The sequence below is a fragment of the Streptomyces cinereospinus genome, from assembly GCF_042430725.1.
GTDB lineage: Bacteria > Actinomycetota > Actinomycetes > Streptomycetales > Streptomycetaceae > Streptomyces > Streptomyces cinereospinus.
On sequence record NZ_JBHMCY010000018.1, the window covers coordinates 35,757 to 58,412 of the forward strand.

20 protein-coding genes are annotated in these 22,656 nt (G+C 71.9%); 8 read left to right on the forward strand and 12 right to left on the reverse strand.

What is annotated here, in order from left to right:
• Window positions 1-111: 111 nt before the first annotated feature.
• Window positions 112-1,056, reverse strand: coding sequence for an aldo/keto reductase (locus ACFF45_RS12110; RefSeq protein WP_381345594.1), 945 nt, complete (start codon window positions 1,054-1,056; stop codon window positions 112-114).
• 83 nt (window positions 1,057-1,139) lie between these two features.
• Between ACFF45_RS12110 and ACFF45_RS12115 the strand changes: the two genes are divergently transcribed.
• Complete coding sequence (locus ACFF45_RS12115; RefSeq protein ID WP_381345596.1) at window positions 1,140-1,856, forward strand: TetR/AcrR family transcriptional regulator; 717 nt, start codon at window positions 1,140-1,142, stop codon at window positions 1,854-1,856.
• Between the two features lie 564 nt (window positions 1,857-2,420).
• Here ACFF45_RS12115 and ACFF45_RS12120 read toward each other — a convergent pair.
• Window positions 2,421-2,708, reverse strand: a complete 288-nt coding sequence (locus ACFF45_RS12120; RefSeq protein ID WP_381345598.1) for a hypothetical protein — start codon at window positions 2,706-2,708, stop codon at window positions 2,421-2,423.
• Window positions 2,709-2,940: 232 nt separating this feature from the next.
• Here ACFF45_RS12120 and ACFF45_RS12125 point away from each other — a divergent pair, with 232 nt between their 5' ends.
• Window positions 2,941-5,736, forward strand: coding sequence for a glycoside hydrolase family 2 protein (locus tag ACFF45_RS12125; protein WP_381345600.1), 2,796 nt, complete (start codon window positions 2,941-2,943; stop codon window positions 5,734-5,736).
• An 8-nt stretch (window positions 5,737-5,744) separates the two neighbouring features.
• On the opposite strand, the gene ACFF45_RS12130 is transcribed toward ACFF45_RS12125, so the two are convergent.
• From ACFF45_RS12130 to ACFF45_RS12155, 6 genes are all read right to left on the reverse strand, one after another.
• The gene (locus ACFF45_RS12130) at window positions 5,745-6,869 is read right to left on the reverse strand and encodes an MFS transporter (protein WP_381345602.1); all 1,125 of its coding nucleotides are present in this window, start codon (window positions 6,867-6,869) and stop codon (window positions 5,745-5,747) included.
• A 312-nt stretch (window positions 6,870-7,181) separates the two neighbouring features.
• Window positions 7,182-8,051 carry a carbohydrate ABC transporter permease gene (locus ACFF45_RS12135; protein ID WP_381345603.1) on the reverse strand — a complete coding sequence of 290 codons (870 nt, stop codon included), beginning with the start codon at window positions 8,049-8,051 and terminating at the stop codon, window positions 7,182-7,184.
• Entirely contained in the window at window positions 8,048-9,010 is a 963-nt protein-coding gene (locus ACFF45_RS12140) for a carbohydrate ABC transporter permease (RefSeq protein ID WP_381345605.1), read from the reverse strand. The genes ACFF45_RS12135 and ACFF45_RS12140 overlap by 4 nt, the downstream gene beginning before the upstream one ends.
• Window positions 9,004-10,344: an ABC transporter substrate-binding protein gene (locus ACFF45_RS12145; RefSeq protein WP_381345607.1), complete on the reverse strand. Its 1,341-nt coding sequence runs from the start codon at window positions 10,342-10,344 to the stop codon at window positions 9,004-9,006. Before ACFF45_RS12145 ends, ACFF45_RS12140 begins: the two co-directional genes overlap by 7 nt.
• A complete protein-coding gene (locus ACFF45_RS12150) occupies window positions 10,341-11,324 on the reverse strand; it encodes a GNAT family N-acetyltransferase (protein ID WP_381345609.1) in 984 nt (327 codons plus the stop codon). Before ACFF45_RS12150 ends, ACFF45_RS12145 begins: the two co-directional genes overlap by 4 nt.
• Window positions 11,325-11,489: 165 nt before the next feature.
• Window positions 11,490-12,686 (reverse strand): exo-beta-N-acetylmuramidase NamZ family protein, encoded by a 1,197-nt coding sequence (locus ACFF45_RS12155; RefSeq protein WP_381345611.1) that lies wholly within the window; start codon window positions 12,684-12,686, stop codon window positions 11,490-11,492.
• A 297-nt stretch (window positions 12,687-12,983) separates the two neighbouring features.
• On the opposite strand from ACFF45_RS12155, the gene ACFF45_RS12160 reads away from it, so the two are divergent.
• The 3 genes from ACFF45_RS12160 (at window position 12,984) to ACFF45_RS12165 (ending at window position 15,274) form a co-directional block, all read left to right on the forward strand.
• Window positions 12,984-13,715: a PDZ domain-containing protein gene (locus ACFF45_RS12160; RefSeq protein WP_381345613.1), complete on the forward strand. Its 732-nt coding sequence runs from the start codon at window positions 12,984-12,986 to the stop codon at window positions 13,713-13,715.
• A 153-nt stretch (window positions 13,716-13,868) separates the two neighbouring features.
• Window positions 13,869-14,207: an NHL domain-containing protein gene (locus ACFF45_RS35640; protein ID WP_446697131.1), complete on the forward strand. Its 339-nt coding sequence runs from the start codon at window positions 13,869-13,871 to the stop codon at window positions 14,205-14,207.
• A complete protein-coding gene (locus ACFF45_RS12165) occupies window positions 14,204-15,274 on the forward strand; it encodes an RICIN domain-containing protein (protein ID WP_446697132.1) in 1,071 nt (356 codons plus the stop codon). The genes ACFF45_RS35640 and ACFF45_RS12165 overlap by 4 nt, the downstream gene beginning before the upstream one ends.
• Window positions 15,275-15,325: 51 nt before the next feature.
• On the opposite strand, the gene ACFF45_RS12170 is transcribed toward ACFF45_RS12165, so the two are convergent.
• A complete protein-coding gene (locus ACFF45_RS12170; RefSeq protein WP_381345687.1) occupies window positions 15,326-15,814 on the reverse strand; it encodes a hypothetical protein in 489 nt (162 codons plus the stop codon).
• 5 nt (window positions 15,815-15,819) lie between these two features.
• Complete coding sequence (locus tag ACFF45_RS12175; protein ID WP_381345615.1) at window positions 15,820-16,935, reverse strand: flagellar basal body L-ring protein FlgH; 1,116 nt, start codon at window positions 16,933-16,935, stop codon at window positions 15,820-15,822.
• A gap of 331 nt (window positions 16,936-17,266) precedes the next feature.
• Between ACFF45_RS12175 and ACFF45_RS12180 the strand changes: the two genes are divergently transcribed.
• The 3 genes from ACFF45_RS12180 to ACFF45_RS12190 all read left to right on the forward strand — a co-directional run bounded on the left by ACFF45_RS12180 (window position 17,267) and on the right by ACFF45_RS12190 (window position 20,835).
• Window positions 17,267-17,986 (forward strand): hypothetical protein, encoded by a 720-nt coding sequence (locus ACFF45_RS12180; protein ID WP_381345617.1) that lies wholly within the window; start codon window positions 17,267-17,269, stop codon window positions 17,984-17,986.
• Window positions 17,987-18,053: 67 nt separating this feature from the next.
• Window positions 18,054-19,889, forward strand: coding sequence for an FG-GAP-like repeat-containing protein (locus ACFF45_RS12185; RefSeq protein ID WP_381345619.1), 1,836 nt, complete (start codon window positions 18,054-18,056; stop codon window positions 19,887-19,889).
• Window positions 19,890-20,211: 322 nt separating this feature from the next.
• Window positions 20,212-20,835: a 2'-5' RNA ligase family protein gene (locus ACFF45_RS12190; RefSeq protein ID WP_381345620.1), complete on the forward strand. Its 624-nt coding sequence runs from the start codon at window positions 20,212-20,214 to the stop codon at window positions 20,833-20,835.
• A gap of 120 nt (window positions 20,836-20,955) precedes the next feature.
• Here the strand turns inward: ACFF45_RS12190 and ACFF45_RS12195 are convergent, their stop codons facing one another.
• Window positions 20,956-21,243 carry a hypothetical protein gene (locus ACFF45_RS12195; protein WP_381345622.1) on the reverse strand — a complete coding sequence of 96 codons (288 nt, stop codon included), beginning with the start codon at window positions 21,241-21,243 and terminating at the stop codon, window positions 20,956-20,958.
• Between the two features lie 330 nt (window positions 21,244-21,573).
• The gene (locus ACFF45_RS12200; RefSeq protein WP_381345624.1) at window positions 21,574-22,542 is read right to left on the reverse strand and encodes an Lrp/AsnC family transcriptional regulator; all 969 of its coding nucleotides are present in this window, start codon (window positions 22,540-22,542) and stop codon (window positions 21,574-21,576) included.
• Between the last annotated feature and the right edge of the window lie 114 nt (window positions 22,543-22,656).

The following is a 22,656-nucleotide window of genomic DNA, read 5'->3' on the forward strand; positions in this document are numbered from 1 at the left end:
GCGGGCCAGGACGACGACCGACGGCGTCAGGAGCGGGATACGCGGGTGTCGGCCTCCGGGCGGGGCCGGCCGCCGTGCCCGAGGGCCGGCATCACGGCGGGGTCGCGGAGGTCAGTCGATGCCGATGGCGCCCGTGCGGGCGGGGACGGCGTCGAGCGCGGCCAGGGTGGCCGCATCGAGCGTGAGCGCGCCCGCGGCGACGTTCGCCCGGAGGTGGTCGGCGTTCGCGGTGCCGGGGATGAGGAGCACGTTGGGCGCGTGGTGCAGCAGCCAGGCCAGTCCGACCTGCGAAGGGGTGGCGTCCAGGGCGCGAGCCGCCTCCTGGACGGCCGCCTCGTCGGTCACCTTGGGCATACCGCGGAAGGCGCTGCCGAGCGGGAAGTAGGGCACCCAGGCGATGTTCTCGGCGACGCACAGCTGGAGCAGGTCCTCGTCGCCGCGCGCCACGAGGCTGTAGGCGTTCTGCACGCAGGCGATGCCCGCGGGGATCGCGCGGCGCAGCCCGTCCAGGGTCACGGTGCTCAGTCCGATGGCGCCGATCTTGCCCTCGTCGCGCAGCGCGGTCATCTCGGCGAGCTGGTCGTCGAGGTCGACCACCTGGTCCGCTTCGAGGGGGATCCTGGGTGCGGCGTCCATACGACGCAGGTTCACCAAGGGGATCTGGTCCAGGCCGAGGCCGGCGAGGTTGGCCTCGACGCTCGCCCGCAGTTCTTCCGGTCGCTGGGCGGGACGCATGGGGACCGGTCCGCCGGGGTTGGGGTCGGCGCCGACCTTGGTGGCGACCAGGACGCCGTCCTCGGGGCGGAGCGCTTCACGCAGGAGTCCGTTGACGAATCCGTCGCCGTAGAACTGGGCGGTGTCGATGTGGTCGATGCCGAGCTCGACCGCCAGGCGCAGGGTCGCGAGGGCGGTGTCGCGATCGCCGTGCAGGCGCTCCAGTTGCATCGCGCCGTAACCGATCCGGGAGACGGTGCGGCCGGCGAGCAGACCGGGGCCCGCCGGGCGCGGAGCGCCGGTGGCCGTCGTCTCGTGGCTGGGGGTGCTGCTGGAAGGCATGGGTATCCCGTCCCGTGCGATGATGGGGAAAACGGAGGATCCTCCGTTACATCGACAGTACCATTACCGGAGGTGCCTCCGCTTTGAGTCCGTCGACCCCCACGCCGCCCGGGGACGCCGCCGGCGGGGACGCCGGCACGGGCCGCCCGATCCGCGCCCATGCCCGGCGCAACCGCGAGAAGCTCATCGCCGCGGCCCGGGCGGCCTTCGCGGCCGCCGACGACACGGTTCCGCTGGAGGGCATCGCCCGCGACGCAGGAGTCGGCATCGGCACGCTCTACCGCCACTTCCCCACCCGTGAAGCCCTCGTCGAAGCCGTCTACGGTGCGGAACTCGACGACATCGTCGGCAGCGTCCCCGCCCTGCTCGACCAGCTCCCGCCCGACGCCGCGCTGCGTACGTGGATGAACCGCTACGCGGCGTTCATCTCGGCCAAACGCGGCATGTTCGACATCCTCCGGGCGGGCTGGGCCTCGGGGCGGATCGCTACTCCGACCACTCGGGCGCGCATCACCGCCGCGATCGCGGCGATCATCGGCAAGGGGGCGGACGCGGGGTCCCTGCGCGCCGATGTCGACCCCGACGACGTCACGACCATGCTCCTGGGGATCTTCCTGTCCACGACAGCCGGCAACACCCCCGAGCAGACGGGCCGCCTGCTCGACCTCGTCGTGGACGCCCTGCGTCCGAAAGGCGAGGCATCCGGTCTCGCCGGTCCGTCTCACCCTGGGCGAGGCGCTGTGTCCCCCCTGACCGCCGGCGCACGTGAGGCCGTGATCAGCTCGACGAACAAGCTCTGACCACTCAGGAGGTCAGGGTTCTCACTGCTCCGAGGACGCGCGCCGGAGCGATGTTCCCCTGATCGCCGCCGCCGGTGTCGCGTCCCGGGTTTCCGGACCACGACGCCGCCGGACGGCTCCGGCCTACCGGAAGGGCGGGCCTCGCCGGGATCCCCTGAGGCCCCGGAGGCAACGCATGCACCGGGGGTCACGAGGCGCGGGGGCACACCGCCCCCCGTCGCCACGTCCCGCCCTGCTCGCTCCCCACGACACCGTCCGCCGCATGCTCGACCTCACCGGCATCGGCCGGGTCACACCCTCCTACCCGGACCGCCCGGCCGACACGGACGCGGGTCCGCCACCGCAACGACCCGGCTCAGCCGTCCGAGCCGCCCCCACGGGCCGGCGGTGTGCCGGCCACGTCCAGCTGCCGGAGCATGCCGCTCCAGCCTCGAACCCGCCACCGCCCGACGCCGCCGGCCGTGGCATCCCGGCGGCGCCGGGCCCGGCGGTCGTCACGGAGGTCGCCGGACCGCGCGGCGTCTCGTGTCCGCGCGCCCGGTCCGCTCTCGGGCCGAACCGAGCTCAGCCGAGACCGCGATGGGCGGCCCACAGCGCCCCGGCGCGGCCGGCGGCGTCGGCGACCAGGGCCGCCAGCTCGCGTCTGTCGGGGACGGGGAACGAGACGTAGGTGCCCCGGCCGCCGCCGACCGGCCGGCCATAGGCCTTCGCGGCCAGGTGACCGTCCGGGAGGAGCCGGATGTTGAGTGTGGTCAGTGTGAACGTCTCACCGCGTCGAGTGTCCGTCCAGCGGAGTTCCCGCGGGATCGTGACGTTGATCGCCAGAGCACTCACTTCCAGGTCGCCGCTCATGTACGGATGATGTCACGCGGCTCGCCCCGGGCGGCCGCATCCGCGAGAACGCCTGTACGGCAAGGCGGCGGCCGCCCCGTGAGTCCGTCACTGGGGCCGCCGCCGGCCGGAGGGCGGAACCCGCCGTGCGGTCACGACTCGGCACGCGCCCGGCACCCCCGGTTGCTGCGTTCGGGCGACGCGCGGCATGTGGCGCCCCGGCTGCCACCGCCGGGGCGCCATTCTGAGGGACATGCCGCAACAGCTGGGCCCGGTGTCGCTGCGCCGCCCCGATGATCCGTTCCCGTCCGTCCCCGCGGGTGATCCGTCCCGCCGCCGGGCCCGGGTGTCCGGCCGGCCGGCCGTCATCGCCCTGCTCGGCCTGCTCGTCTTCCTGGCCCTCGCCCTCACCCCGGGCGGCTTCACCGGCCAGGCGGCGTTCGGCACGGCGGCCGCCGCCGTGGTCCCCGTCGGCCACGACTCCGGCAGGGCCCTGGCCGGGTTCATGATCCAGTCGACCGCCCGGGTGACGGATCCGGCGGCCGAGGTGTCCGGCCCCGGCTATCCGACGAAGGGCTGGTACCGGGCCGGACCCCGCTCCACCGTCCTCGCCGCCCTGCTGGCGGCCGGGGTTCACCCCGACCCGTTCCACTCCACCAACCAGAAGCTGATCCCCGCCGCCGACTTCACGGTCCCGTGGTGGTACCGGTCCGACTTCACGGTCGACGACAGCCGGGTGGGCCGGACGTATCTCGACTTCAGCGGGGTGACCTCGGCCGCCGACGTCTTCGTCAACGGCCGTCAGGTCTCGACGGCGAGGGAGGTCGCCGGCACGTACACCCGCCACGAGCTGGACGTCACCGCTCTGGTCAGGCCGGGCACCAACACGGTCGCCTTCCGGGTCCAGCCCAACGACCCGCGCAAGCACCTCACCGTGGGCTGGCTCGACTGGCTCCAGCCGCCACCGGACCGGAACATGGGCATCGTCCGCGACGTCGTCGTCCGCCGCAGCGGCCCGGTGGCCCTCCGCGACGCCCACGTCGTCACCGACCTGGACGTGCCGTCGCTGGCCTCCGCCGACCTGACCGTCAAGGCCCGCCTGCGCAACGACTCCCCCGACACCGTCACGGCGACCCTCTCCGGCACCGCCGGGCCCGCTGCCCTCAGCCGGCAGGTGACGCTGGCGCCCGGGGAGAGCCGGACCGTGGTCTACTCCCCCGCCGACCACCCCCGACTCCGTCTGCCGTCACCGCGCGTGTGGTGGCCCGCCGGGATGGGCGGGCAGCCCCTGTACGACCTGGACCTGGCCGTGTCGGTCGACGGGGTCACCTCCGACACCTCGCACACCACCTTCGGCATCCGCGACGTGCAGGCCCCGGTCAACGCCGACGGCGCGCGCCAGTACCGGATCAACGGCCGCCCGCTGCTGATCAAGGGCGCGGGCTGGTCCCCCGACGAGTTCCTGCGGTGGGACGCCGCCTACGCCGAGCACCGCATGCGCTACGTCCGCGACCTGGGCCTGAACACACTGCGCCTGGAAGGCCACCTGGAGCCCGACGAGTTCTTCGACCTCGCCGACCGGTACGGCATCCTCACCATCGCCGGCTGGGAGTGCTGCAACAAGTGGGAAGGAGAGGTCAACCCCGCGGGGTCCGGGGAGAAGTGGACCGCCGCCGACCACGCGGTCGCCCGGGCTTCGATGGCCGCCGAGGCGGCCCGGCTGCGCGACCATCCCGCCGTGATCTCGTTCCTGATCGGCAGCGACGCGGCACCCAACGCCCAGATCGAGTCGGGATACCTCGAAGCGCTGCGAGGCGCCGACTGGGACCTGCCCGTGATCCCTTCCGCCGCCGGGAGGCCGGCACCCGTCACCGGCGCCTCGGGGATGCGGATGACCGGCCCCTACGACTGGGTGCCGCCCGGCTACTGGTACGACAAGCGCGAGGGAGGAGCCACCGGCTTCAACTCCGAGACCAGCGCGGGCCCGAGCATCCCCACCATGGACACACTGCGGCGGATGCTGACCCCGGCCGAGCTGGAGACCCTCTGGAAGCGGCCCGACGCTCCCCAGTACCACCGCTCCCCCTCGGCCACGTTCTCGACGCTCGAGCTGTACAACGCCGCGCTCGCCGGCCGCTACGGCCCCCCGGCCGATCTCGGCGACTACGTGCGCAAGGCCCAGCTGGCCCAGTACGAGACCGTCCGGGCGCAGTTCGAGGCGTACACCCGCAACGCCAAGGACACCACCGCCCCCGCGACCGGCGTCATCTACTGGATGCTCAACAGCGGCTGGACCTCGCTGCACTGGCAGCTCATCGACCGCTATCTCGACCAGAACGGTTCCTACTTCGGCGCGAAGAAGGCCAACGAACCGCTCCACGTCCAGTACGGCTACGACAACCGCGCGGTGAGCGTCGTCAACGACCGCCCCACCGCCGCCTCGGGGCTGAACGCCCGGGTCACGCTCTTCACCACCGACGGGACCGCGAGGTACGACCGCACGGTGACCGGTGTCGACGTCGAAGCCCGCGGCGTGACCACCACCTCGCTGGCCCTCCCCGCCGAGGTCCCCGGCCTGGACGGGACGTACCTGGCCAGGCTGCTGCTCACCGACGCCACCGGCCGGGAACTGAGCCGCAACGTCTACTGGCTCTCCACCCGCGACGACGTCCTCGACTACGCGAAGGCCGACTGGTACCACACCCCCACCACCTCCTACGCCGACCTGACGGGGCTGGCCTCGATGCCGCGGGTCGCCCTGGACGTCACAGCCACGACGACCACCAGGTCCGGCACGTCGACGACGACCGTGACCCTGCGCCACCCGGGCACCACCGCGGCCCCCGCCCTGCTCACCGACGTCGACGTCGTCTCCGCGGACGGGAGGACTCCGGCACTGCCCGTCCACTGGACCGACAACCACGTCAGCCTGTGGCCGGGTGAATCGGCGACTCTGGTGGCCTCCTACAGGACGGCCGACGCGGACCGCGCCCCGCGCGTCCGTGTCGCTGGCTGGAACGCCCGCCCCGTGACCGTCCCGTCCCGCTGACGGCGGCTCTACTCGGCGGATTCCGGCCGGCGACGCAGCAGCCGCCCGCCGAGCAGCACCGCGCAGGATCCGGTGGTCAGCAGCCCGCCCGCGAGGAAGGTGCCCCGGACGCCGGCGAGCGGCAGGACCACTCCCCCGAGTGCGGCACCCGCCGCGATACCGGCGTGGTACGCACCGGAGTTCGCCGCGAGTGCGATGTCCGTACGGCCCGGAGCGCAGTGGAGCATCTCGTTCTGCGTGGCCATGAACACCGGCCCGAGCGCGCCGCCCATCAGCACCAGGAACACCACCGCCGCCACCGGGTCGGTGCCCGCCACGTACAGGCCGAGCATGCCTACCGCCTGCGTGGCCACCGCGGTGGTCAGCGCAGCGTGCGGACAGCGGTCCAGTAGCGTCCCGGTGATGCTCACCCCGGCCAGACACGCGGCGCCGAAAGCCACGAGCAGGACGCTGACCGTGCTCGGGGCGAATCCGCTGACGTCGCCCAGGAACTTCACGACGTAGGTGAAACCCGTGAACGCTCCGGTGGCGGACAGCGTCCCGGCCGCCAGCACGATCCCGAACCGGCGGGCGTCGGGACTGGTTCCGTAGGCGGCGGGCTCTTCGTCCGGACGCGAGACCGGCAGCAGAACGGCGATGGTGACGAGGGAGACCAGCCCCAGGCCGGCCGGCAGAGCGACCGGCACTGGCCAGTCGCTCTGCCGGCCCAGCCAGGTCCCGGCGGGCACACCGAGCACGAGGGCCAGCGAACCGGCGACGGACAGCGCCCCGACCACTCGTCCGCGGACCTCGGGTGCGAACAGGCCCACCGCGACCGGCCCCGTCACGGCCCAGAACAGCGCCTGGGCGAGCGCGGTGAACAGCCGGGCCACAAGGAGCAGCCCGTAGGAGGGGGCCAACGACGCGACCAGACTCGACACGACCAGCACGGCCAGCAGTCCCGTGAGCACATGACGCCGGGGCACGGTCCGCGTGACGTGGGCGAGCGGCACGGACGCGACGGCGACCGTCACGCCGTAACCGGTGACCAGCAGTCCGACCGCCGGCACTGACACCCGAAGGCCTTCGGCGATGAGTTCCAGGAGGCCGATCGGCAGGTTCTCCGCGGTGTTGAAGGTGAAGGCGGCCAGCATGAGGGCCACGAGGACCGCCGACCGGTGCCAGCGGGCCGGCCGCCCCGTGACCGCACGGCCTCTTCCCGCCCGCGCCCATCGCCCCTGCTCCGTGGCACCGCCCATCGAGGTACTTCACCGGGCGCACAGATCCTGCCGCAACCGAATTTTATCTGCCGTGTGCGGTTCAGCCCCAGGGGCCGATCGCCCGGCGGACGGGGATCCGCCTGCTGGAGCGAGCCGTGAGGCGTGCCCCGCTCGGGACGGATCCGTCCCGCCGGTCGCGTCATGGCCGGGCGGTGGAGCGTGCGGTCCCGTCCAACGCGAAGCCCCTCACTTGAGGCCGCTGAGCATCATGCCGCGGATGTAGTACTTCTGCAGCAGCAGGAAGGCCGTCAGGACCGGCAGGGTGCTCAGGACGAGACCGGCCATGACGATCGGCATCGTGCGGGCCGGGTCCACGTGATCCTGCAGCAGCTGGATCCCGACGGGCAGGGTCATCACGTCCGGGTTGGCGGTCGAGATGAGCAGCGCCCAGATGTACTCGTTCCACGCGTGGACGAAGGTCAGCAGGCCGAGTGTCAGCACCACCGGCCTGGTCTGCGGCACGACGATCCGCCACCACACGGCGAACTCGCCGGCGCCGTCGATGCGGGCGGCCTCCAGGACCTCGTCCGGGATCGAGACCGTGAACTGGCGCATCAGGAAGATCCCGAAGCCGTTGACGAGGAACGGCATGGCCAGCGCCGCGATGCTGACGGTCAGGCCCGCGCCCGCGCGCCCGAACAGGTCGTTGCCGCCCGCCAGCGGCCAGTGCGCCAGGATCAGGAAGTGCGGGATGAAGAAGAGGAACGGCGGGAACATCATCGTCGACAGCACGAGTCGGAAGATCAGGTCCCGGCCGGGGAAGCGGAGTTTGGCGAGCGCGTACCCGGCGAGCGAGGACGTCAGCAGCACCGACCCGGTGATCACCGCGGTCGCGACGACGCTGTTGCGGAAGAGCACCGGCAGATCGAGCTGGCCGACCGCCGCCCGGTAGTTGGACAGGTCGAACGCCTCGGGCAGGAAGCGGTACGGCAGCGTACCGGCCTCGCCCGCCCCCTTGAACGACGTCATCACCATGTCGAGGAACGGCACCACGGTGAGCACGGCACCCGTCACGACCACCAGGTACGACCACCACGGGAAACGGCGGCGGATCATGCGTCCTCCCCCTTGCGCCGGTAGATCCACAACTGCGCCAGGGTGACCACGAGGACCACCGCGAACAGCACGAAGGCGGCGGCGCTCGCGGGACCCCAGTGGCCGTACGAGAAGGCCTGCCGGTACATCTCCAGGGCGGCCACGTTGGTCGCGTCACCCGGTCCGCCCTTGGTCATCACGATGATCAGCGCGAACGACTGCAGGCCGCTGATGAGCTCGGTGACGCAGACGAGCAGCAGGGACGGCCGCAGCAGCGGGAGTGTGATCTTCCAGAAGACGGTGGCCGGCCCGGCGCCGTCGAGCGCCGCGGCCTCGTGGTACGACGCGGGGATGGACTTCAGTCCGGCGGTCAGGACGAGGATCGCGGCGCCGAGCGAGGCCCAGGCCTGGACGACCACGACCGCAGGCAGCGCGGTGTCCGGGTCCTGGAGGAAGGCCACCGAGCCGAGGCCGAGGGCGTTGAGGACGCCGTTGACGAGGCCACCCGGCTCGTACATGTACTTCCACACGTTGCCGACGGCGACGACGGTCGTCACGACCGGCAGGAAGTACAGGGTGCGCCACAGCCCCTGGAACCGCAGGTTGTCGATGCAGGTGGCGACGAGGACCGAGCCGGCGAGCGCGAGAACCACGGTGCCCAGGGCGAACAGCAGCGTGTTGGTGAGGATCGGCGTCAGGAACGTCGATCCGTCCGCGAAGAGGCCCGCGAAGTTGTCCGTGCCGACCGGTCGGATGTCGCCGAGGTCGAACCCGGCCCAGCGGGACGTCGACAGCAGCACCGCGAAACCGAGCGGCAGGATGAGGAAGACGGCGAAGAACAGCAGCGCCGGCGCCAGGAAGAGGTAGGCGACCACGGCCTGGCGGCGCCGGCTCCTGGCGTGCCCGCCGGCGGCGGACCCGGCGGGGCGCGTGCCGGGCGCCGCCCGCTCGGCCGTCGCCGTCGTCAGCGTGTTCACCATGAGCGCGACACCTCTCGGTCGACCTGACGGCGGGTGGCGCGCAGTGCCTGCTCGGCCGACTGCTGACCGGTCCACAGCGCTTCGATGTTCTTGCGCAGCAGCGATTTGGCCTGTTGCGCGCCGGGCACGTTCGGCTCCGGCACCGAGTACGCCAGAGCGTCCACGAAAGGGCGCAGGTTGGCGTCGCCGTGCGCGCCCAGGAGCATGCGCATGTCGTCGGCGCGGCCGGTGAGGGAGCCGGCCGACACTTGCAGGGAGCTCATCCGGGTCGCCCTCCCACCCGCCTTCGCGCTCTCCACCCGCACCTTCTCGGCGTTGAGCCAGCGCAGGAACTCCCAGGCCTCGCGCGGGTGCCTGCTGGCCGTGTTGACCCCCAGCATGAAGCCGGTGGAGAGCGTGGCGCGCCTGCCGTCCGCCTCGGGCAGCGGCAGCGGCGCGACGCCGACGTCGCGGTAGTCCTCCCCCATCAGGGTCTTGAGGCTCCCGGTCCACCAGCCGGCGCTGATGACCATGGCCACCTGTCCGGAGCGGAAGGCCTTGTAGACGTTGACACCGGGGGAGCTCGCGCCCCTCACGACGAGGCGGTGCTCCAGATCGAACACGGCCCGTCCGGCCGGCGAGTCGATGGCGGTGCTCCTGCCGTCCTCGGCGACGAACCTGCCGCCGGCGGCGTTGAGCAGGGCGAGTGTCTGGCCGACGGTGGTGGAGTCGTCCGCGGTCGACAGTCCGAACCCCTGGACCAGGGTGTTGCCGTACCGGTCGCGTCTGGCGGTGCGGTAGGCGGTCTCCTCCAGCTCCCGCCAGGTGCGCGGGGGGCCGTCCACGCCGGCTTCGCGCAGCAGCCGCTTGTTGTAGTAGAGGGCGTACGTCTGCACCTCGGTGGGGTAGCCGTAGACCCGGCCGCCCACCGAGGCGGCGTCGACCGCGGCCTCGCCGTAGCCGCGGGTGATCTCCCCGGCGTGCCCGGGCGGAGCGGGCCGCAGGACGCCGGCCTGGACGAGCTGGCCGTTCCACAGGCAGTACGGGTGGAGGATGTCGGCGCCCAGGCCGGCGGCCTGCCGGACCATGACCGTGGTCAGCAGGTCCGTGAACTCCACGGCCTTCGTCTGCACCTTCACCCGGTCGTGGGTCGCGTTCCACTCGTCGACCGGGCCCTGGAGGGCCTGCTTGAGCACCCCGTTCGCGTAGTGGGAGAGCAGGGTGAGGACGATCGGGTCCCCGGGCCGCCCGGTCCCCCGGTGCGGTGCGGCACAGCCGGAGGCGAGCAGCGCGGAGGGGAGCGCGAGCGCGAAGTGACGGCGGCTCAGCCGGCTGGTGCGGCGTTCCGGCGTCACCCGGCGACCTCGTGGCGCATCACGCGGAAGACCCGGGTCGTGGTGAAGCCGGTCTTGCGGTACATCTGGCCCGCCGGGGACTGCGCGCCGGTCCACAGGAACCACGCGGAGTGCGCGCGGCGCGCCCGCATCCTTTCCAGGACCAGATGCAGGAGGACCTCGCCGAGGCCGGTGCCGCGCATCTCCTCCAGCACGCCGATCGGGCCGAACCGCTCGTCCACCGCGTCGAACGCGCCGTGCATCGCCCAGCCGGCCATGCGGTGCGAAGGGTCCCGGACGACGACGATCCGGTCGAGCGGCGTGCCCGCGGCCAGACAGGCCCGGATCGTGCACGCCCAGTCCGGGCCGAAGTGGCTCCCGGCGAGCGCGAACAGATCCACCAGGTCGTCGTCGGACGGGGTGGCGAACCGGTAGCCCTGCGCTGTCAGGTCCTCCACGCGGCGCGCGACGTGCTCCGGGAAGCGGTAGCCGACCAGGACACGGTCCATCGCCGCCGCCTCGTACAGCGTGCGGAAGCCCAGGGACTCCAGCAGCCGCGCCGCTTCCGGGTACGCCTCGGCGTCCAGGCCGGGCAGGACGTAGTTCGGGGTGTACGCGGAGAAGTCCACCCGGGTGCGGCCGTGGCCGTGCAGCCAGCCGAGGGCGTCGGTCAGCAGCCGGCGGCCGAGGCCGCGTCCGCGCGCGGCCGGGTCGACGAAGAAGAACGGGATCCAGCCCTGCTCCGGCTCCAGGTCGGTGCCGGTCATCGGTGTCAGGCGGCGCACCGCGTAGGCCGCACCGACGACACGGTCCCCGTCGACGGCGACCCGCAGGCCCTCCGGATCGAAGTTGGCGTCCAGCAGCACCAGGGAGCGGAAGCGTTCCGCGGTGACGAGGTCGGCCGGCGCGCTGCGCCGCCACACCTGCACCACCTGCGGCCCGTCACCCGCGCGGAAGCCGCGGAGGCCGGTCCGGGACGGCATCGTCGTGCGATCGGTCATCGGCGGGGTCGTCCTTCCATACGCAGGCCGGGGGCGGCGTCGAGGGTCGCCCGCGGAGCTGCCTCGGTTCGGTGGGGCCCGGGGAGCCCGTGGCGGCTGTCGGTTCCGCGCCGGCGTCCGCTTCCGTCACGAACACGGCCGCGGCCGCGCGGTGCGGCGGACCGCTCACGGGTAGAGCAGCACGTCCTCGCCGGCCCAGCGGGTGGGCGGCGCCGGCGGGTCGCACAGCGCCGGCGGGTCGTCGCCCGCGTCGACGGCGCGCCGCAGCCGGTCGGACCCCCACAGCAGGTCGATGAAGGGACGCTGGTCGCCTCCCTCCACGCCGCTGTCGGCGGCGCGCCACGCGAAATGGTCCGGGTACAGCTCCCGCAGCGTCCCGAGCATCGCCACGGCGGTGCGTACGGGAGCGAAGACCTCGCGGTCGGTGACGTGGAGCTGCACTCCGCGCAGCCGCCGCCCGGCGTGCCGGTGGAACGCCGGCACGAACCACAGGTCACGGAAGCGCACGCCCGGCAGGTCGAGTGCGGCGAGCGAGGCCGCGAACCGCGCGTCGACGTACGGGGCCCCGACGATCTCGAACGGCTGCGTGGTGCCCCGGCCCTCCGAGAGGTTCGTGCCCTCGAACAGGCACGTCCCGGGGTAGACGGCGGCGGTGGCGGGCGTCGGGACGTTCGGCGAGGGCGCGATCCACGGCAGTCCGGTCGCCGCCGCGTCCATGGCGCGCCACCAGCCGACGACCTCGATCACCGTCAAGTCGGCGGCCCGTCCCGCCTCGTGGGGGACGTCCGAGGCGTTGAGCCACCGCGCGAGTTCGCCGCAGGTGAGCCCGTGCCGGACGGGAACCGCGGCACGCCCGACGAAACTGGCCCACGCCGGATCGAGCAGGGGGCCCTCACTGACGCCTCCACCGAGCGGATTGGGCCGGTCGGCGACCACGAAGCGTACGCCGGTGCGGGCCGCGGAGACCATCAGGTCGTACATGGTCCACACGTAGGTGTAGAACCTGGCCCCGATGTCCTGCAGGTCGTACACCAGGGCGTCGACACCGCTGTCGATCAGCAGTTTGTCGAGGAGTTCGCCGCTGCGCCGGTACGTGTCGTGGACCGGCAGCCCGGTGGTGGGGTCCGCCTGCGCGGCCTCGCTCTCGCCGGCCTGACCGGTCCCGTGCAGCCCGTGTTCGGGGCCGAACAGGGCGACCAGTCGCACACCGGCCTCCAGCAGCGCGGGTGCGGCCGGGCGCAGGTCGGGCAGGACGCCGGTGTGGTTGGTCACCAGCCCGAGCCGGCCGGGTCCGGCGAGTCCGGGTGACGCGTGCAGTCGTGCGATCCCGGTCGTCACCGCTACGCCGTCGTCCGTGCTCATCCTCTGCCCCGTCTGCCGGTGACACCTTGAAGCGACGGCGAGGAATCTAGTGGTATGTCTGGTAATTGCGCAATTGTTTACCTACGGGTCGCATCGAAGTCGGTCCGGATCGCCGGGGCGGCGCCTCGCGCGAGGTGTCCTGTCCCGCGCTTCGAGATCACCGGCCGATCGGCGGGCCGTCCCGGGGAGTTGGCGCGTTATATGACTAGTTAATACCTGATTGATGCCATCCGGGCGTGCGGTTATCTTGTGCTATCGGATGACTACTTTCAGTAGTACCGACTTGGGGAGGGATCCATGCGCAGACCCATGACGGCATGCACCGTGCTCGCACTCGGGGCGAGCCTGCTGGCAGGGGGCACGGTGCCCGCGGCCACCGCTGCGGCGAAGTCCGGCAGGACCGCGGCGGTCCGGGCGGTGACTCCTCAGTCGAACGTCCCCGGACTGGACGCTCCCGGGCCGGCCAGGCCCGTCGACTTCCCACCGGACCGGCAGGTGCATGATCCCGGCCGGATCACGGTCCAGGCCCCGCAGTACACCCGCATCACCCAGGTGGATCCCCGTTGCAGGGGCCTCGCCTGTCCGGTGAGCATCGCCGCCGACGGCTCGTCCGCCACCCTCGACCTCCAGAGCCGCTACCACTGGATCTGGCCGTGGACGGTCTACGTCGCCGCCAACGACGACGCGCCCCTGGCGGGCGGCCGGTTCAGCGGGAGCCTCACCGCCGAAGGCGTGACGGTGCCCCTGGACGTCGACATCACCCCGGGCACCCCGGGTGCCTTCGGCGGGTACGCCGGCAACGCCCCCGGGGGCGGAGGTGCCCGGGTCCGGTTCGTCGACCCCGACGTGCACGCCGCCGCCGCGGGGTTCATGGTCAACGACATCGTCACCGCCGTCGACGGGCAGCCCGTCACCTCGCCGGCATCCCTCAACGCCGCCCTCGCCGGCAGGCGGGCCGGGGCCACCGTGCCCGTGGACATCAGGCGTGGCGGCACCCCCATGACCCTGCGGTACACGATCGACCAGTGATCACCGGCCCGCCGAAGAAGTGAAGGGATGACGATGAGCACTGCCCACGCGGCAGCCGCAGATGGTGAGCGCTTCGCCCCTCCGATCAGAACGGTCGCAGGGACGGGGGACGCCGGGTTCGAAGGGGACGACGGGCCTGCCGTCTCAGCTCGCGTGAACCGTCCGTACGGGGTCGCGGTGGACAGCACCGGCACCCTCTACATCGCCGACAACGACAACCACCGGATCCGGAAGGTCACCACGGACGGGAAGATCAGCACGGTCGCGGGGACCGGGGCCGCGGGATTCGGCGGGGACGGCGGCGCGGCCGTCTCGGCCCAGCTGAACAGCCCGCGTGAGGTTGCGGTGGACGGCACCGGCGCCCTCTACATCGCCGACGCCGACAACCACCGGATCCGGAAGGTCACCTCCGACGGGAAGATCAGCACGGTCGCCGGCACGGGCACCGAGGGGTTCGGCGGCGACGACGGTCTCGCACCGCCGCCGAGTTGAGCTACCCGTACGGCATCGCGGTGGACGGCACCGGCACCCTCTACATCGCCGACAACAACAACCACCGGATCCGGAAGGTCACCTCCGACGGGAAGATCAGCACGGTCGCGGGGACCGGGGCCGCGGGATTCGGCGGGGACGGCGGCGCGGCCGTCTCGGCCCAGCTGAACGGCCCGTGCGGAGTGGCGGTGGATGGCGCGGGTGACCTCTACGTCGCCGACGCCGACAACCATCGGGTCAGGAAGGTCACGGCGGACGGCACGATCAGCACGGTCGCCGGGACGGGCACCGAGGGCTTCGGCGGCGACGACGGCCCGGCGGCCTCGGCCCGGCTGAACTTCCCGCTGGGTGTGGCGGTGGACAGCACCGGCACCCTCTACGTCTCCGACCACAACAACCACCGGATCCGGCAGATCACGGCGGACGGCACGATCAGCACGGTCGCCGGCACGGGCACCGAGGGCTTCGGCGGCGACGACGGCCCGGCGGCCTCGGCCCGGCTGAACTACCCGCTCGGGCTCGCTGTGGACTGCGTCGGCTCCCTCTGCATCGCCGACTACGTCAACAACCGGGTCCGCAAGGTCGCGTTGGCCGACATGGCCGGGCTGCCCGCGTCGGGCACGGTGGTCTCGTGGGCCAACGTCCGCAGCAGACTGCGGATGGCGATCCTGCGTGAGTCCACCAGAGACGGGGCCGAGGTGCACCAGTCCCTCGCCGTCGCCAGGGATCACCAGCGGTGGCGGCTGGTCGTCGCGGGCCGGGACGACGGCGATGTCCTGTACACGATCGAGAACGTGCGCAGCGGCAAGGTCCTGGAGGTCGTCGGAGCGCAGGAGGCGGCCGGGGCGGTGGTCGCGCAGCGCGCTTACGAGGGTGCCGACGCACGCCATCAGCACTGGAGGCTGATCCCGGTGGGCCCAGGGAACGGCACCCCGCGGGTGTACGAGATCGCGAACCGGAACAGTGGTCTGCTTCTGCGGGCCGACACCAACGCCCGCACGGTGATCAGGCAGCACGGGGCGGAGGGTGATCACCGGGAGCGGCAGTGGCAGTTGCTCACCGTGTGACGCACGAGGGGGCAGGGACGGCTTCGCCCCTGCCCCCTCGGCTGCCGGGTACTACGGGGAACCGGACGGGTCCTCGGCGCTCGGTTCGGACGCCTTGGGGGCCTCCGGTGCTTTGGGGGCCTTGGTGTAGTCGCTCTTCCTCGGTGTGTTCGCCAGGTCCTCGTCCTTCTGCAGGCCGCTGTGCTTCGTCACCGTCCTGCTCGCCTGCTGCATGCCGGCGTCCGCCGCCGTGGACACCGAGCCGGGGTCCCGGGCGTACTGGGCCTGCGCGCCGGCCGATGCCTGGGTGGTCTGGATGAAGGAGCCGAGGAAGCCCAGGATGGCCCGTGCTTCGGGTGACTGCTCCTGCACGATCTTCGCGCGGGAGGTGGCGCCATGGATCGCGTTGCTGAACAGGCTCGTGCTCGTGTCGTCGTATGTGTCGTCGTCGGCGTCCTCGAAGTCGACGTCCGCGCCCGGCTGTGGCCTGGCACCGTCGGTGGTCACCGAGAAGAGCCCCGCGCCCTTGCTGGCGGACTGGAAGATGTTGTCGAACACCATGGTCGTCACCCCTGGTCATCCGGTGAAGGCTGCTTGTGCAGCGCTCGGTGGCTGTCGGTCAGGCTCTCGGAGTCGAACATCGTGTGGTGGACGTCCAGGGCGGAGACGACCTCGGCCCACCCGTGCATCAGGAAGCCGCCGCCGGCCAGGTCGATGTCGCCGATGGGGCGGGCGACCACGTGGGCGAGGCCGGGGTAGTCCCCGGGCTGCGGGGGAGACAGCACCGCCACCGGCACGTCGTACTTCACCGCGATCAGTCCGGAGAAGGTCACCGGGATCTCGTAGCGGTACAGCTTGCGGCAACGCCGCTGCGTGGCGATCGTCTCCACGCGGGAGCCCGGCGGGACCTGGCCGGAGATCTGTGATTTCGACGCCCAGCTGGTGCTCAGGGAACCGCCGACGGTGGCGGCGATGCCCAGCGCCAGCTGCGCGTTGAGCGTCGCGCTGCCGGTGGCGCTGCCTTGGGTCGTGAACGCCACCGAATTCGTCACCGCGTTCGTCGCGGAGTTCGCCGCGGAATTCGTCGTGGTCGTCTCGGTGGTGTTGGACTTGTCCGTTCCCATGTTGTCTTTGCTGTTCTTGTTGGTCGTGGTGTCGGCGTTCTTGTTCGCCATGTCGTTCCGGAGCTGTGTCTGGAGTTGCGTCTGGAGGTCCATCTTGAGCTGATTCTGCAACTGCAACTGCAACTGCGCGCTGACGCTGCCGCCGAAGGTGAGTTTGGCGTCCCCGTGGAGCGACCACGTGACCCCGTTCGACACGGTGAAATCGACCGAGTCGGTGAAGGTCATCGGGGACGTCTGGCTGCGGTTGACGTAGGCGCGCGAGGAGAACGTGTCGGGCGGGGGCTGGTCGATGTTGCGCCGCTCCTCGATCAGCGGCTCCCCGAGGTTCATGTAGGCGAGCCAGCCCAGTTGGAAAGCGGTGCCGGGAAAAGCGCCGAAGCTCGACTTGTTCACGGAGAACCCGACCGGCTGGTGCCGTGCGCCGTAGTCGTCGACGTAGACCAGATTCGGGTGGTCCAGGATGGACTGCCAGGTCTGCGCGATGTTCAGCTCCCGCAGGTTCCTCTTCGTCAGCGGCTGACGCTTGGCCCGGGCCAGGTTGTACGCGTTGGAAGGCATTCCCCGTCCTTGACTGGTCTGACAGAACCGCACTCGGTGAAAAGGTGAACAGCAATCTGCGCGTATGCCGAAAATCGAAAGTATCAGGGGCTCTATTTCCCGGGAAGACGGCTGCGCACATCACGCTCAATCGAGTGAACAACGCTCGTGGACGGCTCTCAACCGGGTTGGCGTGAAGGTAAGTTGCGGCACTGTCGATTGCTCGGCCGATACTTTCCACCAGATCTTTCGGCTGAGATCTATTTCACTTGCGGTAATGCCGTGCAATGGGACCACTGCACTGAACGTCCGACGCATGTTCTCCACTTCCAGAACAAGTGAGGTTTCCGCGATGTACACCCAAGAACGCACGACGATGGCGAATTTGGTGGTCGGCGGCCCGGTGGCGGTGAACAGCTACGACAACGCGATCGTGGCGGCGCTGGTCGAGAACCGGCCGGTCATGCTCGTCCACGCCTTCAACGGCGGCTACCTGCGGCCTGCCGAGCTGAAGGAGGAGAGCCACGACAAGGGGGTCGAGCTGGCCACCGCGCTCGACCCGGCCACCAAGGAGGCGCAGGGCCACCTCTGGTACGTCACCCCGGCAGGGTTCTTCGGTCAGCGTCCGCTGTACTTCGTCGAGAGCGCCGCGGGCCAGGTGCCGCCCCGGCCCGCCAGTGCGAGCGACACCGACGCCGGGCGCGGTGACGACGGCGTGCCCAAGCCGCGGCGCCGGCGCATCACCGTCCACCAGGAGGCCCCCAAGAGCACCGCCGACACCGTCCAGGTCGGCCTTCCCGACAAGGTGGACGACCTGTGGCGCGGCAAGAACGGCGCGCCCGAGGACACCCAGCTCTGGATCGTGACGGTGACGCCGTGGGGCGGCATCACCTTCGTGCCGATCACCCACCCCGACGCCATCCTCGGGTTCAAGGACCACGCGGTGACGGCCGACAGCGAGGTGCGCCTGACCTACAACTGGGGCGGGGACTTCACCGGGACGGTCATCAACACGCTCTACCCGCGGCTGCCCAGCGAGTGGAACGTCCCGTACCACCACGTCTTCACGTGATCCGCGGCCGTCGCCGTGCCACACCCGACCCGAGCCAACGTCCGCACCGTCTGGAAGAGGCACCACGATGCCCGTGCCCACGGAAGAACTGAAGCTGGAGATCGTCCACGCCGCCACGGGGAAGTCCCTCGGCGTCGCGGACGCGCCGGGCGCGGACGGGGCACTCGTCGTCCGTGACGTCCCCGAGGGCGGCCCGGGCCCGGAGCAGTGGCGGCTCGCCCCCGTGCAGGCCGCCCAGGGAGAGGGCGACCATGCGTATGTGATCCGCAACGCGGTCAGCGGCAAGGTGCTCGACGGCCCCGCCGCCGCGGATCGCGGCGTCCGCCAGGCGGACGCCGCGGCCGGCAGCAGGAGCCAGCGGTGGCACGTCGTGCCCGTGGAGGGCGAAGCGGGCCTCTGCTTCATCGAGAACACGACCGACGGCGCCGTCCTCGACCTGGGCGACCCCGGCGACGAGGACACCCCGGTCGTTCTGCGCGAGTACGACGACAGCGCGGAGAGCCAGCGGTGGCGGTTCGTGCCGGCCGAGCCCGAGCGCACCAGCGATCCCGTGCTGCGCTGGGCCCCGCTGAGCCACTGGAACGGCCGCCGGTCCTGGCGGCTGACCCGCTCGGCCGCGCTGCGGCCGGCCCCCGGGGCGACGCCCTCCTTCAGCGACATGCTGCTGGTCCTCGAACGGTTCGGGAGCGACCAGGACGCCGGCGGGTGGAAGAGCGCCGGAGCCGACCGCGCGCACAGCGGGCAGCCGGGCTGGTGGGCCGGGCTCGGCGAACGGTTCCTCGCGGACACCACGGGAACGGGCCGCGCGGACATCGTGGGACTCGCACCCGCCAAGGGGGCGGTGACGTCGTCCAGCAGGGGCGACGGCACGTTCGACGACGAGCGCGTCCTGCACCGGCCCGTACCCTCCCCGAGCCCCGCGGACCTGTGGACCCTCGCGGACACGACGGGCGACGGCAGGCCCGACGCCGTCGTGCTCTGCGCCGACGGTGTCCGTGTGTCCCCGCAGGACGAGGACGGGACGTTCGCGCCCGCGGCCGGCGAGCCGGCCCTGACGGCGTTCGGACACGGACAGCAGGCCGGCGGGTGGCGTGCCGACAAGCACCCCCGCTTCCTCGCCGACACCACCGGCAACGGCAGGCTCGACATCGTCGGCTGCCACGACGACGGCGTCTGGATCTCACTCCAGGACGAGGACGGCACGTTCGCACCGATCGCCGGCGAACCGGTGCTGCGGGCCTTCGGCCACGACGAGAAGGCCGGCGGGTGGCGTGCCGACAAGCACCCCCGCTTCCTCGCCGACACCACCGGCAACGGCAGGCTCGACATCGTCGGCTGCCACGACGACGGCGTCTGGATCTCACTCCAGGACGAGGACGGCACGTTCACCGACCCCCTGTACGTCCTCGACGACTTCGGGGCCGACCAGGGGTGGAGCTCGGTCGAGGAGCACCCCCGGTTCCTGGTCGGGACCACCGTCGGCAAAGCGGTGGACGTCGTCGGGTTCGGCCCGCAGGGCGTCGCCGTCTCGCGCGGGCGCGGCGACGGCACGTTCGAACCCCCGCAGCTGGTCCTGAACGACTTCGGGTCGGCCCAGGGGTGGACGAGCGGGAAGCACCTCCGCCTCCTCGCCGACGTCACCGGCGACGGCAACCCGGACATCGTCGGTTTCGGCGACGAGGGGGTCTGGGTCTCGCACAGCCGCGGCGACGGCCGGTTCGAGCAGGCCCAGCTGGTGTGCCGCGGCTTCGGGTACGACGAGGACGCCGGCGCCTGGCGCGTCGGCCACCACCCCCGCTTCCTCGCCGACATCACCGGTGACGGACGCGTCGACATCGTCGGCTTCGGCGGCCCGGGCGTGTACGTGGCCCGCAACCTCTTCCGCCGCTTCAGGACCCGGTGACCGTCGCAGGGTCCTCCCCAGCCGCCTCAGGGTGACTGGCCGTCGGCGTGCAGGAGTGACAGCGCTCCCCCACCTGGGCCAGGAGGCGTCGGCGCGCTCCCGCAGCACGTGATCGGACCGCAGTGCACGTGAGGACGACGCGGTGCGGATCAGGACAGGGGCGGAGTGCGGGCGGTGGCGGCACGCGCTGCCGCAGCCCGTCCCCGGATCCCGTCGAGGCCGAGCGCGAGGGCTGCGACCCGGTCCGCGCGCCCGGGGACCGGACACGCACCTGTAGCCACCCGGCGGCGGGTACTCACCGACAACGACTTCCAAGGCAGCGATGACCGGATTCCTCGACGACGCCGAGGACGCCCTCGGCCTGAAGAGAGCCACCTCGTCCGACGGCGAGACCACGAACGCCTTCTTCTGTCTGCGCGTTCCCCCGGCGCTCGTCGATGCGCTGGTCGACCTGCAACGGCACTGCGACGACGTCGTCGGCCCTCAGCACCCCGAGCACATCCACATCACCCTCGGGTTCCTGCACAACGCCGACAAGCACAAGCTCCGACAGGCCAAGGCCCTGGTCCCAGAGCGTTCCTGGGCCGCGCCCACGATCCGCCTGACCGGGGACGTCCGCCACGGCAGCTGGACCCTGGCGAGGAATCCCGCCTACCGGCACGACGAAGAGGTCGTCCAGAGGGGCGAACAGGTCCGGCTGGGCGTCGAGCACAGCCCGGAGCTCACCCGGATCCAGGAGGAGACCACCCGGGGCCTGGACATCGTCGAGGACGGCTTCCGGCCCCACGTCACCCTCGGCCTGGCCGGCGGTGACTTCCCCACCGCCGAAGTCACCGCCCTCGAACCCCCCGCCCACAGCGGCCCGGCCCCCCGCGTCGACACGCGGAAGGAGGTGTCGGCGACCGAGTTCACCGTCATGGTCCGCAAGGACCTCGCCCCTGCCTGACCCCGGCGGCCGGCCCTCGGGTGCGGCTCGCTCTCCAATCCGAGGGCTATGGCCGGGTCACGGACACCGCGCTCGCGGAAGAGCCGGCTGCCGGAGTGCTCGACCGGTGCTGGACCGGGCTCACCAGTACTGGGAGTACTGCTGCTGAGCCTGAGCATCAGCTGCCGCCTGCGCCGCGGCCTGGGCTTGCGCCTGGGCCTGGGCCTGGGCTTGGGCCTGGGCTTGGGCCTGGGCTTGGGCCTGGGCCTGGGCTTCGGCAGCAGATGCCGCCTGGGCCGCGGCAGCCGCTTCCTGTTCCCTGCGCCGGCGGTCCTGCTCCAGCTGGAACTCCCAGTCCAGCCGACGCCTGTTCTCTTCCTCTCGCCGGCGCCTGTCGTCGTCGCTTCCGACCTGCCGCGATCCGCTCATCCGCTCCCTCTCCTCCCAGCGAGCCGTCAACGCGTCGTATGCGGGCCATTGTCGAGGCGACCAGTGGCGGGCGGCAAGGACTTCGCATCCCCCGTCCGGCTGACCGCGAGGCCCACCGCACTGGCCCGGACGACCCGGGCCTCGGCGTGCCTCAGCACCGCGCGGGAGAGCATGGCGCGTTCGGTGACGCAGTGGGCGGTGGCGCCCACCGTGCCGGCTGAGGACGGCGGTCACCGCGGCGACGACGCCGCTCGCGTCGGCGCCCTGGACGATCAGCGACGCCTGCTGGCCGGGCTCCCTGTGCCGATCCGGTGACCTGTGCGCCGTGCCTCATCGGCGGGGCTCGTAGACGAGGGTCTTCACCTGACGGAGTGTGGGGACGGTTTCCACGGCGCGTACGCCCGGTATCGAGCCGACCTGGTCGGCCAGATAGGCGAACAGGTCTTCCGTGGTGCGGCACAGCACCGAGACGACGACGTTGGCCTCGCCGCTGACCGCGGCGGCGAAGCGGACCTCGCGGTGGCCGGCGAGAGCCTGGCCGGCCGAGCGCAGACGGGTCGGATCCACCCGCAGCCACAGCACCGCTTCCGTGCCGTGCCCGAACGGCTCGTGGTCGTACTCGACGTCGAAGTAGAGCACCCCCTGCCCGCGGAGCGCCTTCATCCGCCGCTTGACCACGGTCTCGGTCTGCCCGGTCGCCGTCGCGAGGCCGGTCGCCGTCGCACGGCCGTCCTGGCGCAGCAGATCCAGCAGTTTCTCGTCGAGTCCGTCCAGGACGACCACGTCCGCCGGAGTTTCGGCCGGCGGCGGCCGCAGGGCCCTCTCCTGCGCCGCGTCCAGGGCGTCGATCTTGTTGAGCCAGCCGAGCGGCCCGCCGTAGAAATGGTGCAGCACGCAGTAGGCGTCGACGGAGGTGACGCGGCGGGTGCGTGGGAGCCGCTCGAGGAGCAGTTCGTCGCGGTCCTGCCGGCTGCGCGGCCTTATCGCGCACATCACCTCCGTGCCACCGGACATCAGGCCGATGTACGAGGTGTCGGGCCGGCGGGCGAGGGCGTCGGCCAACGGCTCCGCCGCGTCGGGATTGCAGCGCAGCCGGACGATCCAGTTGGCGCGTCCCAGCCTGCTCTGGTCGGTCATGCCGAGCACTCGGAGCCGGACCTCGGTCCGCAGCCGCCGGTAGCGGCGGGCGATCGTCTGGTCGGAGACGCCGAGGACGTCCGCGATCCGGCTGAAGGGGGCCCGGCCGTCCAGTTGCAGGGCCTGGAGCAGGCCCAGGTCGAGTGGGTCGGGCTGGTACACGCGGCCGCCTTTCCGGGTGACGCACCTGCTTCTTCAGCGGAGGGTCACACAGCTCCGGGGTCCCCTGAGCCGTCCGACACGCGGCGGCGGTGTCCCCGGCCCCGCGTGTGGCGG

Excerpts from the sequence above, each read along its gene's own strand:
- ACFF45_RS12180 (WP_381345617.1), top strand. The coding sequence starts at position 17,267 with ATGTACACCCAAGAACGCACGACGATGGCGAATTTGGTGGTCGGCGGC.
- ACFF45_RS12190 (WP_381345620.1), top strand. The coding sequence starts at position 20,212 with ATGACCGGATTCCTCGACGACGCCGAGGACGCCCTCGGCCTGAAGAGA.
- ACFF45_RS12160 (WP_381345613.1), top strand. The coding sequence starts at position 12,984 with ATGCGCAGACCCATGACGGCATGCACCGTGCTCGCACTCGGGGCGAGC.
- ACFF45_RS12135 (WP_381345603.1), bottom strand. The coding sequence starts at position 8,051 with ATGATCCGCCGCCGTTTCCCGTGGTGGTCGTACCTGGTGGTCGTGACG.
- ACFF45_RS12185 (WP_381345619.1), top strand. The coding sequence starts at position 18,054 with ATGCCCGTGCCCACGGAAGAACTGAAGCTGGAGATCGTCCACGCCGCC.
- ACFF45_RS12150 (WP_381345609.1), bottom strand. The coding sequence starts at position 11,324 with ATGACCGATCGCACGACGATGCCGTCCCGGACCGGCCTCCGCGGCTTC.
- ACFF45_RS12175 (WP_381345615.1), bottom strand. The coding sequence starts at position 16,935 with ATGCCTTCCAACGCGTACAACCTGGCCCGGGCCAAGCGTCAGCCGCTG.
- ACFF45_RS12140 (WP_381345605.1), bottom strand. The coding sequence starts at position 9,010 with ATGGTGAACACGCTGACGACGGCGACGGCCGAGCGGGCGGCGCCCGGC.
- ACFF45_RS12130 (WP_381345602.1), bottom strand. The coding sequence starts at position 6,869 with ATGCTGGCCGCCTTCACCTTCAACACCGCGGAGAACCTGCCGATCGGC.
- ACFF45_RS12170 (WP_381345687.1), bottom strand. The coding sequence starts at position 15,814 with ATGGTGTTCGACAACATCTTCCAGTCCGCCAGCAAGGGCGCGGGGCTC.
- ACFF45_RS12110 (WP_381345594.1), bottom strand. The coding sequence starts at position 1,056 with ATGCCTTCCAGCAGCACCCCCAGCCACGAGACGACGGCCACCGGCGCT.
- ACFF45_RS12195 (WP_381345622.1), bottom strand. The coding sequence starts at position 21,243 with ATGAGCGGATCGCGGCAGGTCGGAAGCGACGACGACAGGCGCCGGCGA.
- ACFF45_RS12155 (WP_381345611.1), bottom strand. The coding sequence starts at position 12,686 with ATGAGCACGGACGACGGCGTAGCGGTGACGACCGGGATCGCACGACTG.
- ACFF45_RS12120 (WP_381345598.1), bottom strand. The coding sequence starts at position 2,708 with ATGAGCGGCGACCTGGAAGTGAGTGCTCTGGCGATCAACGTCACGATC.
- ACFF45_RS12125 (WP_381345600.1), top strand. The coding sequence starts at position 2,941 with ATGCCGCAACAGCTGGGCCCGGTGTCGCTGCGCCGCCCCGATGATCCG.